Origin of the sequence: Enterovibrio makurazakiensis, assembly GCF_050336585.1 — a bacterium.
Classification (GTDB): domain Bacteria; phylum Pseudomonadota; class Gammaproteobacteria; order Enterobacterales; family Vibrionaceae; genus Enterovibrio; species Enterovibrio gelatinilyticus.
The window spans coordinates 36,795-53,268 of the sequence record NZ_JAKJSE010000028.1; the positions used below are offsets into that span (position 1 = coordinate 36,795).

Consider the following 16,474-nt stretch of genomic DNA (forward strand, 5'->3'; position numbering starts at 1 on the left):
ATGGTGATGGTAATCAATCTCCAATGTCGTCCTGCTACATTAAAAAACGCAAGCGAAGCAAGAAAGGAAATCAGCGCAACGCTAAAAGTCCGGGGGGTTAGCGACCATCTTTCGAACAATATTCAACTGTGCTTCTCTGAGGCTGCAGCGAATTTGGTGAACCATACGAATCCAAAACCTACCTATATAAACGTGGAATTAGAATGCCAAGATGGATATTGGTTATTACACCTATCAGATGACGGACAAAGCTGGAATCCAGCACTGCCCAATCGCGTTCAAACCTTGGATACATTCGAGGAAAAAGAGGGTGGACGAGGGTTGGCGCTCATTCAGAGCCTTACCGATGACATGGAATACACAAAACGCACAACCTTCGGTGCCAATAAGCTCACCCTAAAGTGGAAAATTCAACAAATTTCCACCAAACCTAGCGTGCTCATCGTTGAAGATGATGACAGCCAACGACGTTTATTTAGTGCATATCTATCCGAACATTATCGTGTTTTTGAAGCAGAGAATGGCGAGAAAGCTCTCGAGTTTCTGCTGCATAACACTGTCGATCTGGTGATTTCGGACATCCGAATGCCCGGGATGGATGGCTTAAGCCTAAAAAAAGCGCTTCACAATGAAACCAACACACTACTGACTCCATTCATCTTTTTAACGTATTCAGATAACCCTGAAACAAGAAGCAATGCACTGGGTCTTGGCATTGATGATTACATAGTAAAACCTGTTTCAAAATCCGCTCTGACTCAAAGCGTACAACGTGTTTTAAACCGTTCAGACCAAATCTATCGCCAGTTAACAGACAAAATCAATCAACGTATTACCAGCGCACTAACGCCTTCTTTACCCAGCACATCCCATGGGTGGAACATGTCAATCGCGAGCCGTAACACCGGCATTGGCGGTGGAGATTTGGTTCTACACCGCGACACCCCCGATTTTTTGATGGTCAATCTTGCTGACGTCATGGGACATGATGTCGCTGCCAAATTTTTCTCGTACGCCTATGGCGGGTATCTACGTGGCCTTATGTACCAAGTTGATGCGGAGAAAAATCCCTGCGCTACGCTACTCAATCGCTTGTCTGATTGCGCACTGGAAGACAATTTACTGTCACAAGTCATCCTGACTTGCTGCTCCATGGCCTTGTTTGATGATGGCACCATTCAAATCGCGAGTGCAGGCCACCCCGCCCCCTTTAAAGTCTCAGAAAATCTCGTAGAGCCGCTTAATATTGGTGGCATCTTGCCGGGCGTGCTTTACGGCGCGGAATATGACGTACTCACCACAACACTCAAGCTTGGAGAACGAATCGCGGTATATACCGATGGCTTATTCGAAGCGGCGGAAGACAATGAAGCCCGCCAACTTCTCACTGACAAAGTGATGGAAGCCTTAAGTGATACACGTGAATTGCCGTTGCAAGAAGCCACCGAAACCGTCATGTCATCATTTGAGCATTATGGAGAGCGACACAAAGATGACGCGACCCTAATTCTGCTCGAACTCTGTGCTCGGGAAAAAGAATAAGCCAGCAAACTGTACTAAACTCAAAAACGCATATTATTAATATTGACACTTTAGTTTCAGCAATTATACAAAACAAAGGGGGGCGCTCTGAACATTAATATTAAAACGGTATTTATCACCGTATTAGCGCTAACCCTGACGCTCATGGCACTCATTGTCTTGTCTTTTTTCCATCATCATAAGACCAACGTTAACCTTCCCAGTGAGCATATCCAACGCATCGCCAATATCACCGCCGAGATTTCATTGGAATACATATCAAACAATGACATTGGCGAGTTAAAAAACCTGACAGACAAGATCATTGAGCAAGAAAAGTACGCGTTCTTAAGCATAGAAAAAAGCGGCAGCGTACTCGTTCATAGCCAGTTATCGCAAGATACATCGGGCGAGCTCTCCACCAAAAGTGCCCCTATCGGCAGTGTTAACGCCCCCTCGGGCTGGGTCGTGATTGGGTATGATGACAACTCGGCTAACACAAGTGAAGAGTTCGCTGAGCATATGCTAATTTGGGGCATCATTGCTGTAGGTGTTCTGTCCATTGCCACGATTTACATTATGATGCTGGGTGTCACTAAGCCCCTTCGTCAATTGCAAAACGTGAATTCGCCTAGCAGGCATACGTCTCGGTTAAAGTTATTCTTTCAAGATGACATTGAAGCGACGGTCCAAATGGTCAATGCCATGCGGAATAAGTTAGATAACAGTTACAACCAACTGAACGATTCACTCAAGCATCAAAAGCACTCGTACAGCGAAGCACGACAGATCGAAGAAAAAAACGCAGCGATATATAATGCCTCACACGATGCCATCATCGTTGCGAATGACAATGACATCATCATCGAATTCAGCCCAGTTGCCGAGCAAATCTTTGGCTGGGAGCGCCACGAAGTGGTCGGAAAAGCCATGGCAGATACGATTGTTCCTGCTCGCCTTCGTGAAGCACACATAAAAGGAATGCGTCACTTTCTCTCCACTGGCGAAGGCCCCGTTCTCAATCAACGAATAGAGTTAACAGCCATTCGAAGAAGCGGTAGAGAGTTTCCTATCGAAATTTCAATTTCACCGGCCAAAACCGCCCAAGGGCATATTTTTGTCTCTTATATTCGCGATATTACTCAACAACTTAAAGACCAGACAGAGCTAAAGATAGCGGCTCACGCCTTTGAATCGTCAGAAGCGATGTTTATTTCAGACAACCACGGTCACATTATTCAAACCAACCCTGCTTTTACTCACGTCACAGGCTTCTCTGACATTGAGGTTCAGGGTGAAAAGCCTCGCTCACTGACCACTAACCCACAAGATGCAGCGTTTCATAAAGATATATGGCGCAAGCTGTTGGCAAGTGGTTATTGGCAAGGAGAGCTCACCTTTCGACACAAAGAAGGCCGTTCGATCCCTGTTCGAATAAGCATTACCGCAGTGAAAGACGAAAGCGAAAAATTGACTCATTATGTGGCGCATTTCTTTGACTTAACCGAACAGAAAAACACCGAGCAGATCATCTTAGAGTCCCAACAGAGCGCAGAGAGTGCTAACAAAGCCAAAAGCCAATTTTTGGCTGCAATGAGCCATGAAATTCGCACACCAATGAATGGGGTTCTTGGTGTACTTGGTTTGTTAAAAGAGACACCACTCACCGACCAGCAACAGAAATTGGTGAAAACGGCGCGGGAGTCGGGTGAGCTGCTCCTTGCCATCATCAATGACATTCTCGACTTTTCGAAGATGGAGGCCGGCAAGTTATCGTTAGAAAAACATCCCTTTGATATGTACGACCTCTTCAATCAAACAGTGGATATCATGCGTCCTCAGGCACAAAAAAAGAACCTACGCTTGACGGCGAAGATCTCTGACAATGTGCCAAAGTTCTTGAATGGCGATGGCGACAGAATACGCCAATTGTTACTTAATTTGCTGTCCAACGCCGTCAAATACACGAAAAAAGGCTCTGTGACTGTTTCACTGACAAGCAACCACCAAAGTTCCAGATACCACCAATTGCAAATCGATGTGGTCGACACGGGTGTCGGTATCGATAACAGCCATATACCAATACTCTTCAACGAATTTACTATGGCTGAAGACAGCTACAATCGCGGTCATGAAGGCAGCGGTTTAGGTTTAGCTATCTGCAAGCAAATCGTCAACTTGATGGATGGAGAAATCTCTGTCGTGAGCGAAGTTGGCAAAGGGTCAGTGTTTAGCGTCGTGCTCGACGTGGATACAGCGTCTCAGGATGATAGTATTGTTCATACGCCCGAGCCTTCCGCGACCCATGTCGATATCGCGACAGACATTCGAATTCTTATGGCTGAGGACAACCCCGCCAACCAAGTCGTATTGCGTACCATGCTTGAATTCTCTGGCTTGTCTGTCGATATTGTAAGCAATGGTCAAGAAGCGGTGGAAGCGGTCTCTAGCATTCCGTATGACATTGTATTAATGGACATATCCATGCCTGAAATGGACGGAATGGAAGCCACTCGACGCATTCGCTCCCTCGACAGCGACGCTAGAAATGTGGTGATCGTCGCTCTCACCGCCCATGCGATCCGAGGCGACAAAGAAAACTTCATGGCCGTTGGCATGGACGACTTCGTCTCTAAGCCGTTCACACGCCAATCCATCTTAGATTGTCTCTCGCGTTGGCAACCAAAAGGGCACATCAAAGAAGCTCGAGACACTTTGGTGAATGATGTCCACGTAACACAAACAGTCAGCGATATTTCTCGTCAGGAAAATCAACCTCATTCATCAGAAACACCATCAACCAGCTCAAGCCACGACAGAGTCGACGAAGTAACACTGACTCAACTCGTCACAGACACTTCTGCTGAAGTCACTCCTCAGCTCATTTCTTTTTATATCAGTGATGCCCAGCTACGTGTTAAAAAAATCGAGGATTCGGCTGCCATACAAGACTACTACACGCTTGAGTTTGAAGCGCATACATTAGGTAGTAGCGCCGCCTCCCATGGCAACAGTTTGTTGAGTAACCTTTGCCGAAATATCGAACAGCTCTGCTTAAATCAACATTACGAAACAGCGCTGGAAGCGGCTTCGTTACTGACAACAGAAGCAACAGCATCGCTGACCGAACTGGAGAAGCGAGTACAACAAGGGTTTTCAGCTGACGCCAATACCAAAGCCAAGAAATAGTCCGATGGCAGAAGGAATCTGTCATACACTTAAATCACTAATTAACAGAACGTTACGTCTCCTTTACCCGATAAATGGAATGACGCAGGCAGACAGTTAAAGGGATTATTCCACATGAAGCAAACGTATCGCGTGCTAATCATCGAGGATTCAGAGCCACTTGCGAATTTGTACATGCAGTACCTATCCGATGAGCCGATCGAACTGACGTGCCTAGAAACGGGGCAAGCAGCACTCGACTACCTTCAAAGCGTTACGCCGCACCTTATTTTGCTGGACTTGAAGCTGCCTGACATGTCTGGTGAAAAGATCCTTCAATGGATTAATGAACAAGGTCTGCCTTGTTCCGTTATTGTGGTAACCAGTCATGGCTCGGTGAATAAGGCGGTAGATCTCATGCGCCAGGGGGCGGAAGACTTCCTCGAAAAGCCTGTCAGCGCCGAACGTCTAAAAACCACAATACGCAATCAACTTGAACGAAATCGATTGAAAGGTCTGGTTGATGATATTCAAAGCAGTTTTGAGCGAAATACGTATCAAGGTTTCATTGGTTCCAGCCTCCCTATGCAGAACGTTTATCGCATTATCGACGCAGCAGCGCCTAGCAAAGCCACCGTGTTTATCACTGGCGAAAGTGGCACAGGGAAAGAAGTCTGCGCGGAAGCCATTCACCATCAAAGCCCGCGAACCAAAGCCCCTTTCATTGCACTAAACTGTGGTGCTATCCCGCATGATTTAATGGAAAGCGAAATTTTCGGTCACGTTAAAGGTGCATTCACCGGTGCCAGTAACGAGCGAAAAGGTGCCGCTTCGCAAGCTGATGGCGGCACCTTATTCCTTGATGAAATCTGCGAAATGGACCTCGAACTTCAAAAGAAATTGCTGCGTTTCATCCAAACAGGCCGCTTCCAGAAAGTGGGTGCTAGCAAAGAAGAAAGCGTGGATATTCGCTTTTTGTGTGCAACAAACAGAGACCCACTCCAAGAAGTCTCCGCAGGACGCTTTCGAGAAGACCTTTATTACAGGCTGCATGTTGTTCCCTTAAGCATGCCACCGCTGCGCGATCGTGGTGATGACATTTTGGCTATTGCCACCCACTTCCTCAAAACCTATGCGCAAGAGGAAGGAAAAGCATTTTCACGTTTTACCCCTGAGGCCGAAGTGGTGCTACGACACTACCCTTGGCCTGGAAACGTGCGTCAGTTGCAGAATGTCATTCGTAATGTCGTGGTACTCAATGATGGGGATGCCGTCAGCATTAAACAGCTTCCCCCGCCGCTCAACGACACGCTTAGCGATCAAGAGATACTATCCTTAGCGCAGATATCAAAGCCCGAAACAACCTATAGCAATGCGACAGACGAGCCCAACGAAATGTCACCATTGAATGACGAAATTCGCCCCTTGTGCGACCTTGAACGTGAAGCCATTCAACGTGCCATTGCGCATTGCGATGGCAATGTATTGAAAGCGGCCGTCCTGCTACAAATCAGCCCATCAACGCTTTATCGTAAGAAACAAGCGTGGGAAACCGATGAGGCTTAAGTACTAGCAAACAGTAGCCAGACTATGTCAGGGACCGAAAAAAACGCCGCTAATTTTGCGGCGTTTTTTCGATCATAGCGTTATACGTCTGGTTCTATAGAGAATCGAGACTAGCCTGCTGAACGTTGCGAATTGCTTCCATTAGCAAGGAAGGTAAGCAACTCTCGAAGCCCTTGGGTCACTGACGTTTGTGCGACAATGCTAAGATCCTTTGCCCCGCGAGCTGGGCTACCTATCGACGTGCGAATATCTCCGCGGCGAGCGGGTGAGTAATTGACCTCTACTGGTGAACCCGTTAGAGACATCAATATGGTGGCCAATTGATTCACAGAAAGCGCATCACCACGACAAACATTAAAGACCTCTGGCGTCACAGAGACGTCTTTCATGGCTGCCCGTAAGAAACGAACAACGTCAGCCACATAAATAAAGTCACGGGTTTGCTCACCATCACCGTAAATAGTGAGAGGCTGTTGCTCCAGCACTTTATCGGCGAATATCGAAATCACGCCAGAGTATGGTGATTTAGGGTCTTGGCGAGGGCCAAAGACATTGAAGAAACGCAGGCCCGTAGTCGGCACGCCATGCACCACAGATGCAACACGAGCGTGTAGTTCTGAGCCGAGCTTATCAGCGCCATAAGCAGTGAGTGGGCGGAGCACTGCGCGCTCAGCCAACGGCATATCCGCATTGTCTCCATACACAGCAGCAGACGAAGCATAAACGACAGGCGTTTTGGCGACCCTAGCGGCTTCGAAGGTACGAATGCTGCCCGTCAGGTTCACTTCGTGGGTTTCTACCCATCGTTGATTCGAACACTCAACAGATGCTATTGCCGCTAAATGAAAACAACCGTCGACTTCTTTCATTGCGTCTTCAAGTACTCCGGGCTGACAGATGTCGGCCACACGCAACTCACAATGGCGGGGCACATTGTCACGAGACCCAGTAGAGAGATCGTCCACCACTCGGACATGGTGACCATCAGCCAAGAGAGATTCAACGAGGTGTGAACCGATAAAACCACAGCCTCCAGTAACTAAATAACTCGCCATACTAGCCTCTATCAATTATTGAGATAACTATCAGGCCTACTGCAAAGTGTTTGCCAAGTTTTATTTCAACGTCATCCGTTATCATCCCAGTTTTTTGTTCTTTTCACGCTCAGCCCTTTGAAAGTCAGGGGTGTACTCACTTTCTAATATCGAAAAAAACCTTTAAGCAAGATTTCTCTTTATCTCTATTTAGGTTGATGGTTCGAAAATCCGCGACATCTTCAAGCGCTCCTCACTCACTTCGTCAATTTGACATGCGCTTTGAAAGAACAAGCGATAACCGTTATCATTTTGATGAGTTTCAATTCGGGCTTTTCATGAAAAAACCAGTTAACAAGCTAAAAAATAAGAAGGTTAATGATATGGCACTAACTTTGCTTCTGTCTTAAATCTAAAGTCCCAATTCAAACAAAGGTGACGGCATGGCAACGCTAAAGAAGAAAATCTGGATAGTATTGGATAGCCGTGGGTTTGGTGGCATCGAGTCACATGTCGAACAACTTGCGCTTGGTTTAAGTAGCGCACGAACAGATGTGACCGTGGTCTTTCTCAATCAATATGGCGAGCACCCTATCCAAAAACGTCTTTTGTATCATGGACTAGATTGCCAAATTCTTGATGGCCGAATTGTTTCCCTTTGGCAGGCTATTCGCAAAGACATGCCAGACGTTATTCATACTCATGGTTATAAAGCCGGCATTCTTGCACGCCCTATTGCAAAAATGATGGGTATCACTTGTGCCAGTACTTTCCACAGCGGTGAGGTAAAGGAAGGGAAAATGAAATTTTATGACTGGGTTGACCGCCACACAGCCTTTCTTGCTAACCAAGTTTATGCTGTTAGCACACCTGTACTTGAGTCCATACCTTGTCCAGCAAAACTCGCTAACAACTTTGTTAACTTGGAGGATTCCGAGGCTTCAAACGGCGATCAAATTGCTTTTGTCGGACGATTAAGTAAAGAAAAAGCCCCTGAGCGTTTTGTGCACCTCGCCAAGCGTTTCCCACACCTCGAATTCCATGTTTATGGCGACGGACCGATGCTGAAATCCCTTGAAAAATCCGCGCCCCAAAATCTCACTTTTCACGGTGCACAAAGTGATATGCGGAAAGTCTGGAACCTAATTGGCTTGTTAGTGATCCCTTCGCGTGCCGAAGGGTTGCCTATGTCTTCATTGGAAGCAATGGCTAGAGGGATCCCCGTCGCGGCATTTAATGTAGGAGCACTAGGCCAGCTGATTGAGCACAACCACAACGGATGGTTATTGGAGCAAGGCGACATGAACGGATTGGTTGAGGTCATCCATCAGTGGCGCAATAGCGATGTTGTGCAGCGAGCAGAATGGCGTATGCGTGCGATCAGTACCATTAAGAAAGACTACTCTGCCGAAGCTGTTGTCCCTCAATTACTCAAGGCTTATGCCACTGCCGCCAAGTGACCGTCTGTGTGATTCTCAAAATGAGAGAAATCTACCTATCCGCGATGCTCAGCATCGCGGATTTCGTTTATAAGGCATTAAATCAATCAATTAGAAAGTTGGATCAGTCTTTGCAACAGACACGAGTAAATGGTCTTTATCTTCTCGGTTCACTAAAACATGCTTCCGAGGATTAACCCAACGCTCGAGAGGAAATAACAATGAACATCAAACCTCAGGTTCTACCTACTCCTCAAAAAGTACTGTTTGTGCACTATGGCGATGACTGGATCCGCGGAAGTGAGCGTTGTCTGATTGACTTACTGACGCATCTCGATAAAACAAAATTCGAACCAGTACTTTGGTGTAATAGCGAAGTGCTTGCTAACGAAATTCGCCAACTGGCGATACCCGTATATGTCAGCAACTTCACTCTATTGCTCGGTGAGCGTTCACCTAAATGGGATGTTATCGGGTACAGCAAATTAGTGAACACGGGGTTGAACATTGTAGATAAACACGACATTACCCTTATCCATTCCAATAGTGGTGCACCTTCTCAATGGCTAAACCTCGTATCACGGGCTCGTAAATTACCGCTTGTTTTGCACCTTCACTCTCGTTACCCACTTCGTGATCGCATTACGCTTGGGCTCCATCATGCCAGCATGGCCGTTGGTGTCAGCCAGCCCGTTGTTGATCAACTATTGACTGACGGTGCCGCACCAAATCGTTGCAAAGTGATCCCTAACGGTATCGACACAGAAGCACTGCTCAACCAACCCGTTGAAGACATTCGCAAATCACTCGGGCTACCAAGTGATGCATTCGTTGCCATTAGTGTGTGCTCGCTTATCCACCGCAAAGGCGTCGACTTGTTGATTGAAGCATGCAAGCAATTACGTGAACTTCGCTTGCCCATTCACCTGGTCGTGATTGGCGAAGGCCCAGATCGTGAAGCATTGCAAACCCAGATTGACGATGCACATCTCAGTGACTTCGTCCATTTGGTTGGGGAGAAGCACAATGTGGTGGGTATGATGCGTGGTGGCGCCGACTTATGTGTTTCCGGCGCACGTGAAGAAGTTTTTGGGCTGACATTGGCAGAAGCGGGGTTAGCTGGCCTTCCCGTTATCGCACCGCGAGTCGGCGGCATTCCTAGCGTGATTAGCCACTTAAAAACGGGCCTACTTGTACCAACTGAAAATGGGCACGCCATTGCGCAAGCCATTTACCACTTGTTCGTGAACCAAGACCAGCGCTTGCAGCTTGGCCAGCAAGGTCAACAACACGTCAAAGAGCATTTCACTATCGCTACACACACTCGCGCCTTTGAAGCACTTTATCAAGGGCTGCTCGATAACCCGGCGATGACCACGAACTGGATCAGCCATTGGCAGTTTGTACCGCCAGTAAAAGCGTCGTTTCGCTTTATGAAAAACTTCCGTAAACCCCATACTCAGGAGGCCACAGTATGAGTAAGCTCAAACACATTCTCGTGCTTGACCCTATCGCATTCTCTGGCGGGTCAAAAGTATCAACCAAGCACGTTCTTACCCAGCTTGAAGATAAAAACGTGCGCGTGTCTGTGTTAACGGCAGACACCAAAACATGGCGTCATACCCAAGCTTATACCAAGGCATTATGGATGCCGGTCGCGCTAGAGAAAGCGGAACAAGGCTTAGCCTATTTTGCTCGCCATTTGTTAATCGCATTACAGTTGGTCTGGTTTAGACTTTATATCGGCCGAATTGATACCGCCCTTGCTGCCTCAGGTCCGGGGGTCGACCTGGGTTTATATATCGCAAAGCTCATCCTAGGCTATCGCTTGGTGCAGATGATTCATGGCCCTGTTGCCAAGTCTCGAACCATCGGTCGTTGCTTACTGCATGCCGATAATGTGTTTTACCTCGAGTCCACCAGCGATTCTCTTTGCACAGCGCTCAGTGCCGCAGGCTGCCACCAAGCATTGTCAGAACTAACGCATTTTCAAACCTTCAATAATGGCCTGCCGAAAAGCACATGGCCAACCCAGTGCCAATACGATAACGCCGTTGTATTTTGGGCGGCCTCATTGCTGAAGTGGAAAGGTCTAGACACGTTAATTGAAGCTCTCAAACACATTCACTCATCACAACATATCGACACACATGTGTGCTTTATTCGTCCTGAACAAACCACGTTACCTACCAGCGAAGCGCCTCAAGATGTGATGAACGTGTCTTGGCACGAAACCCCAGACAATTTGGATGAAATTCGCTCTCAATCCAATATCTTCGTCTCTACTAGCGTGAAAGAACCCTTTGGGTTGTCCATACTTGAAGCGATGGCGGCTGGCATGTGCGTCATTATCCCTAAAGACGGTGCTTATTGGGACAGCCAACTCACTCACGGTGTGAACTGTCTAAAGTACCAAGCTGGTGATATCACGGCATTGGCAATGTCCCTGCAATCCGCACAAAGTGATATGCGCTCACTTAAGCGTTTGGGTAAAGCTGCCAGTGTGATTGCTCAACAGTATCGCGCTGAAATTTGCTTTGGGGACATCTGTGAGGCATTGGCCACCAATGCAGAATCAAAGACTTCTGCACTGACACGTCGAGAGGTACAAGGATGAAACCACTTACGCCCGTCATGAAACAGACTCTGCTTTATGGCAGCAGCATGGCTTTGATGAAAGGCATCTCACTGTTGATGCTACCGTTCATCACGCATCAACTGCCTCAAGCTGAATTCGGGCTATTGGAAATCATCAGCAGTATCGCTGCGCTGGGCAGTATTCTTGTGGGATTGGGGTTAGAAGATGCGTTATATCGCTTTGTAGGGGGAAGTAAAACCCAACGTGAGCGCTTAACCATGGCCGCCAGAATATTTACGCTCACGTTGATAACCTGTGCGGTAATTATTCCTTTGGGGTGGATAGGTGCATCGCTATTAGATAGCTATGTGCCCGGTGGACTCACCACTTATCAATTACGTTTAGTGCTTCTAATGTTGGCGTTGGAAGGCTGTATTGCCGTTCCGCTGGGTTGGCTTAGAATGCAAAACCGCGCGATGGCTTTCTTTTCAGCTGCAGTTGGTCGTGCAGTATTTCACGCTGCGCTTACTATCATCATGCTGCTCAACGGCCGAGGTATCGACGGAGTTTTGGAGGCTGGTTGTATCGCTGCTATTGCACAAGCATTGATCCTGACAGTGGTACAAATCAAAGAAACGGGCTTATCGTTTTCCCGAACCGTTACCACACAAGCCTTGGTTTATAGCATGCCAATTATGGCAAGCGGCATCATGGCCTTTACCCTCAATGGCCTTGACCGCTGGGTACTTGCTGACGTGAGTTCATTAGAAGAGCTCGCCCAGTTCGGTGTCGCTGCGAAGTTTGGTCTTGCCGTTGTATTGCTGCTGCAACCGTTTGGCATGTGGTGGATGCCAAAACGTTTTGACGTGCTTTATGGCCCAGATGGCAGAGAAAAAGCCACTCGGTTTACAGGGTACGGATTAGTCGCTGTGATGCTCATTGCCGTCAGTGTGGCATTCGCCGCACCACTTGCTATCGCATGGCTGCTGCCAGAAAGCTACTTACTTGCGGCACAATTTATCGCCTTTCTTGTGGCTGCAGCGTTGTTTAAAGAAATGGCGGAGCTGGTCAATCTCGGCAGCTTTGCGGGCGACACGACCTACGCACAAATGGGTATCAATGCCGTTGCCGCTGTCATTGCGATCACCACATTGTGGTGGTGGGGTCATGAATATGGTGTGTTTGGTGTGTTGATGGCACTGGTGTTTACGCAATGCCTTCGCTTCGTGCTTTTTTACGTGGTCAGCCAATCGCTATATCATTTGCCATACCCTGTCTATTCGCTGCTATTTCTTGGCTCTTTATGTTTTATCTGGTTGGCAGTCGCGCACTACGATTGGTCGGAAACCGCGAGAATTATTCTTCTATTTATCGCACCGTTAAGCTTAACCCTCATCAGCCAAAAAATAGGGCTATTGCCAAAAGGGTCATTAAAACGAGTGGCGGGTCAAACCGCTTAGCAAACACTGAAAGCTCACTATCTATGCCAATGCATTTTTATCACCTTCAGCAAGACAATAGATGTGCGTAGTTGAAGGGGACAAGAAAGCAGGCAATTATACCCAATCAGCCTGAAGATGCTCAATTTCAGAGGCCATCAGGTTGTTTGGGGATATGTCTTCTTTCTTTTTGACATTCAAAATGACAAAAAGTCATTCACACCACAACAATTTACGCGTAATCACTTGATAAATAAAACATAAATAAACTGGCTCATTTCGTGCTTTATCTATAGTCAAACCGTTCTCGATACCGGAATTGGCAAGGAGCATGACAATGAATATGCAAGCAACCCGACATTGGTTAAAGCACAACCCAAGCCCACTCGCTCGCGGCTTATTCCGAGCCATCAAAGCCTGCATTCACTTCAGTATTCCAGCCCCCAGATTACTGGTTGTGCCGCTCTATCACCTCACCCGTTTGCTTCAGAATGTGTGGGAAAGTGCCACTCGCTCTCTATGGTGGACACCGATATTCAAAGGACGTCTCCAACATGTGGGTAAGAATCTCTATCTCTATGGCGGCATGCCTTTTGTTAGCGGCCCTCTCGCCATTTCTTTGGGTGACAATTGCCGAGTGTCGGGTCAAACGACGTTCTCAGGTCGCGTTTCTGGACACGATCAACCACAATTACTCATAGGCAACAATATTGATATCGGCTGGCAGACAACCATCGCTGTCGGACGGAAAGTGGTGATTGGTGACAATGTTCGCATTGCAGGCCGTGCCTTTTTGGCTGGATACCCTGGACATCCTATGAATGCAGAAGCACGCGCAGCTGGGTTGCCTGAACTCGACAGCCAAGTGGGCGACATTATCCTAGAGCCTGACGTCTGGCTCGCTACGGGTGTGTCCGTTATGGCTGGCGTGACAATTGGTCACGGCACCATTGTCGCAGCAGGCAGCGTTGTGACGTCAGATTTGCCACCCAATGTGGTCGCGGGTGGAGTACCCGCAAAAGTGCTACGTGCGTTGACCGACGAGGAGATGGCAAAATGAAACGGGATCTGATTGTTTTCGGCGAAGATTGGGGCGGTTTGCCATCTAGCACTCAACATTTAATTCGTCGTCTTTCGCAGGACCGCAAAGTCGTGTGGGTCAACTCCATCGGTTTACGTCGTCCTACTTTCACGCTCCATGATTGCAAACGAGCATGGCGTAAACTGACGGCTAGTCGCACAACCGCAAAAACGCGCAAAGACAGCCCTTTAAGCCTAACGAGCTCTACTGAAACACCCGATAACTTAATCGTGGTCAATCCCTCGACACTGCCGGCACCGAGAAGCACGCTAGGACGCAAACTCGCCACCCGTATGCTGCGAAAACAGCTCACTCCAATTATTGAACGCGCTCAACTGCATGACCCTATCCTGTGGACATCGCTGCCCACAGCTGTCGATATGTTCGACCAACTGGGTGCGTCTTCACTGGTTTACTATTGTGGTGACGATTTTTCCTCTCTCGCGGGCGTAGACCACATGACAGTGGCACAACGAGAGGAAGATCTTGTTCAAAAAGCGGACCTTATTCTGGCGGCAAGCGAAGCGCTCTTTACACGCTTTTCAAACAAGCGCACCAAATTACTTCCACACGGTGTCGACTATGATTTGTTCTCAATACCCGCCCAACGAGCAGAAGACCTTCCCAACAATGGAAAACCAACCGCAGGTTTTTATGGATCTCTATCCGACTGGCTTGACTATGACTTGCTGAACCAAGCCATTCATTTGATGCCCGAATGGGACTTCGTGTTCATTGGAAAACCATGTGATGCGGCGTTGTCACTCGCACAACACAACAACGTCACCCTGCTAGGACCAAAGTCCCATCATGAACTTCCCGGCTATAGCCAGCATTGGTCTGCAAGTCTATTACCCTTCGTTGATAATGCCCAAATTAGAGCCTGCAACCCATTAAAGCTTCGCGAATACCTCGCTGCAGGTAGGCCTGTGGTTAGCACGCCATTTCCCGCCATTAATGAATATCGAAATTATGTGTCGGTTGTCCATTCAGCCAATGAAATGGCAGCCGCACTTAACAGTGCTGCCAACCAAACACCAAATTCTCGACAGCAATCCGCCGTCAGCATGCATACATGGGATGCACGTGCACAAACACTCAATGCTTGGTTGGACGTACTATGAACACACTGACATATAAGTTGCTGATTCTATTAGATGGTGCGTGGAGACGACGCTACGTGATCATGATGCCTATCATCATTTTTCCGTTAATGGGCACGGCAATTGGGCTAATCACGCCGAAAAAGTACAACTCGCATACAACCATGTTGATCCAAGAAACCTCAAAAATGAATCCATTTCTTGAAGACTTATCCGTTTCATCACAAATGAAAGAGCGTTTTAGTGGCCTACAAACGCTGCTACATAGCCGACACATACTCGGTAAAGTGGCGCTCGATCAAGGCATGATCGATGCCGATTCTGACCCAGTTACGGTTGATGAAACCATCGCGAAATTGTCTTACGGGCTAACCATGTCGACAATTGGCAAAGATGTGATTCGTATTGAATACCGCTCATCAACGCCGAAAGGTATGAAAGAAACCCTGCAGATAGTTAGTGACCATGTGATTGAAGAATTGCTTGCCCCTGAACGTTCTTCCATGAAGGATTCGAGCGAATTCCTTGCCGAACACATTACTTATCGTCGTGAGGAGCTCGACAAAGCAGAAGCCGCCCTTTCTGATTTTCGCAGCAAACATGCAGATGGCTTACCAGAGCTTCAAATCGCTAACTACGCGCGTATAGAGCAACTCAAACAACGCTTATCTGAGAAACAAGCCGAGATGGCAGGCGCACGCAGAAGCCTAGGTGGTCTTGATGAGCAGTTATCGAGTACCAACCCCGTTATCGGCAAAATTGAAGATCAGATCGTTAAGCATCGCAGTGAACTCGCCATGCTTAAAGCGCGCTATACCGACCAACACAGTTTGGTGCAAGGTGCTTTGAGAAATTTACGCCGCCTAGAAGAGCAACGCACTCAGCTTCTTTCTTCGACACAACAACCTGTAGATACTGACAAACTATGGGACATTGCAAGCAGCACCACCATTGATTCTAGCCAAGAGACCCAACCCCTTTTGATCTCTCAGTTGGAGAACCTCCAACTTGCCCGAAGCAAAGTAGAAACACTGGATGAAGAGACGGTCAGCCTCCGTGCAATGATTGCCACCTTAGAAGAAAAAACCAGCCAGTCCGGTGGCAAGGAGCAAAAAATCCGTAAGTTAGAACGCGACCTGGAGGTGAAGCGACAGCTATTCCAAGAATTGCTGGAACGCCATGAAATGGCACGCCTAACCAGCTCACTTGGCGTATTCGAACAAGACAAACGTATCAAGATTATCGACCGCCCCTATTCACCGGGTGTACCCAGTAACCTTCCTCTTCTTATCTTTACGATTGCAGGCCTTATTGGAGGCGTGTTCTTGGGATGTGGCATGGCGTTGATACTTGAGCTCACAGATACCACCATTCGCCGAGTCGCCACCTTAGAAGCAATAACAGGCACCCCTGTACTCACTCGTGTACCCAGAATCGCGGCTGAGTTTCCTCCGTTAGCTAGCAACACTGGCACACCGCCATCAAGCGGAAAAATCATCGACATCAATTAAATCCACGTAAACACACAAGTATGAATGAGGCGAG

Annotated in this window: 11 protein-coding genes; 10 read left to right on the plus strand and 1 reads right to left on the minus strand. The window is 47.7% G+C overall.

The features are described 5' to 3' along the window. From L4D06_RS20155 to L4D06_RS20165, 3 genes are all read left to right on the plus strand, one after another. Positions 1-1,542 carry a SpoIIE family protein phosphatase gene (locus L4D06_RS20155; RefSeq protein WP_429740939.1) on the plus strand — a complete coding sequence of 514 codons (1,542 nt, stop codon included), beginning with the start codon at positions 1-3 and terminating at the stop codon, positions 1,540-1,542. A 144-nt stretch (positions 1,543-1,686) separates the two neighbouring features. Further along, positions 1,687-4,710 carry a PAS domain-containing hybrid sensor histidine kinase/response regulator gene (locus L4D06_RS20160; protein WP_429740941.1) on the plus strand — a complete coding sequence of 1,008 codons (3,024 nt, stop codon included), beginning with the start codon at positions 1,687-1,689 and terminating at the stop codon, positions 4,708-4,710. A 114-nt stretch (positions 4,711-4,824) separates the two neighbouring features. Then, complete coding sequence (locus L4D06_RS20165; protein ID WP_429740943.1) at positions 4,825-6,255, plus strand: sigma-54-dependent transcriptional regulator; 1,431 nt, start codon at positions 4,825-4,827, stop codon at positions 6,253-6,255. A 110-nt stretch (positions 6,256-6,365) separates the two neighbouring features. Here L4D06_RS20165 and L4D06_RS20170 read toward each other — a convergent pair whose 3' ends face one another. After that, on the minus strand, positions 6,366-7,310 hold the full coding sequence (locus L4D06_RS20170; protein WP_274165496.1) for an NAD-dependent epimerase/dehydratase family protein: 945 nt from the start codon (positions 7,308-7,310) through the stop codon (positions 6,366-6,368). Between the two features lie 422 nt (positions 7,311-7,732). On the opposite strand from L4D06_RS20170, the gene L4D06_RS20175 reads away from it, so the two are divergent. The 7 genes from L4D06_RS20175 to L4D06_RS20205 all read left to right on the plus strand — a co-directional run bounded on the left by L4D06_RS20175 (position 7,733) and on the right by L4D06_RS20205 (position 16,440). Continuing rightward, a complete protein-coding gene (locus tag L4D06_RS20175; protein ID WP_429740946.1) occupies positions 7,733-8,749 on the plus strand; it encodes a glycosyltransferase family 4 protein in 1,017 nt (338 codons plus the stop codon). A gap of 200 nt (positions 8,750-8,949) precedes the next feature. Further along, positions 8,950-10,206 (plus strand): glycosyltransferase, encoded by a 1,257-nt coding sequence (locus L4D06_RS20180; RefSeq protein ID WP_429740948.1) that lies wholly within the window; start codon positions 8,950-8,952, stop codon positions 10,204-10,206. Then, positions 10,203-11,345 carry a glycosyltransferase family 4 protein gene (locus tag L4D06_RS20185; RefSeq protein ID WP_429740950.1) on the plus strand — a complete coding sequence of 381 codons (1,143 nt, stop codon included), beginning with the start codon at positions 10,203-10,205 and terminating at the stop codon, positions 11,343-11,345. The genes L4D06_RS20180 and L4D06_RS20185 overlap by 4 nt, the downstream gene beginning before the upstream one ends. After that, on the plus strand, positions 11,342-12,766 hold the full coding sequence (locus L4D06_RS20190) for a lipopolysaccharide biosynthesis protein (protein WP_274165492.1): 1,425 nt from the start codon (positions 11,342-11,344) through the stop codon (positions 12,764-12,766). Before L4D06_RS20185 ends, L4D06_RS20190 begins: the two co-directional genes overlap by 4 nt. 316 nt (positions 12,767-13,082) lie before the next feature. Next, positions 13,083-13,805 carry an acyltransferase gene (locus L4D06_RS20195; protein ID WP_429740952.1) on the plus strand — a complete coding sequence of 241 codons (723 nt, stop codon included), beginning with the start codon at positions 13,083-13,085 and terminating at the stop codon, positions 13,803-13,805. Further along, on the plus strand, positions 13,802-14,950 hold the full coding sequence (locus L4D06_RS20200; protein WP_429740954.1) for a glycosyltransferase: 1,149 nt from the start codon (positions 13,802-13,804) through the stop codon (positions 14,948-14,950). Before L4D06_RS20195 ends, L4D06_RS20200 begins: the two co-directional genes overlap by 4 nt. Further along, entirely contained in the window at positions 14,947-16,440 is a 1,494-nt protein-coding gene (locus L4D06_RS20205) for a GumC family protein (protein ID WP_429740956.1), read from the plus strand. The genes L4D06_RS20200 and L4D06_RS20205 overlap by 4 nt, the downstream gene beginning before the upstream one ends. Positions 16,441-16,474: the final 34 nt, after the last annotated feature.

Coding starts and splice junctions, on each gene's coding strand:
- L4D06_RS20185 (WP_429740950.1), top strand. CDS start 10,203: ATGAGTAAGCTCAAACACATTCTCGTGCTTGACCCTATCGCATTCTCT.
- L4D06_RS20180 (WP_429740948.1), top strand. CDS start 8,950: ATGAACATCAAACCTCAGGTTCTACCTACTCCTCAAAAAGTACTGTTT.
- L4D06_RS20165 (WP_429740943.1), top strand. CDS start 4,825: ATGAAGCAAACGTATCGCGTGCTAATCATCGAGGATTCAGAGCCACTT.
- L4D06_RS20155 (WP_429740939.1), top strand. CDS start 1: ATGGTGATGGTAATCAATCTCCAATGTCGTCCTGCTACATTAAAAAAC.
- L4D06_RS20195 (WP_429740952.1), top strand. CDS start 13,083: ATGAATATGCAAGCAACCCGACATTGGTTAAAGCACAACCCAAGCCCA.
- L4D06_RS20160 (WP_429740941.1), top strand. CDS start 1,687: ATGGCACTCATTGTCTTGTCTTTTTTCCATCATCATAAGACCAACGTT.
- L4D06_RS20175 (WP_429740946.1), top strand. CDS start 7,733: ATGGCAACGCTAAAGAAGAAAATCTGGATAGTATTGGATAGCCGTGGG.
- L4D06_RS20170 (WP_274165496.1), bottom strand. CDS start 7,310: ATGGCGAGTTATTTAGTTACTGGAGGCTGTGGTTTTATCGGTTCACAC.
- L4D06_RS20190 (WP_274165492.1), top strand. CDS start 11,342: ATGAAACCACTTACGCCCGTCATGAAACAGACTCTGCTTTATGGCAGC.
- L4D06_RS20200 (WP_429740954.1), top strand. CDS start 13,802: ATGAAACGGGATCTGATTGTTTTCGGCGAAGATTGGGGCGGTTTGCCA.
- L4D06_RS20205 (WP_429740956.1), top strand. CDS start 14,947: ATGAACACACTGACATATAAGTTGCTGATTCTATTAGATGGTGCGTGG.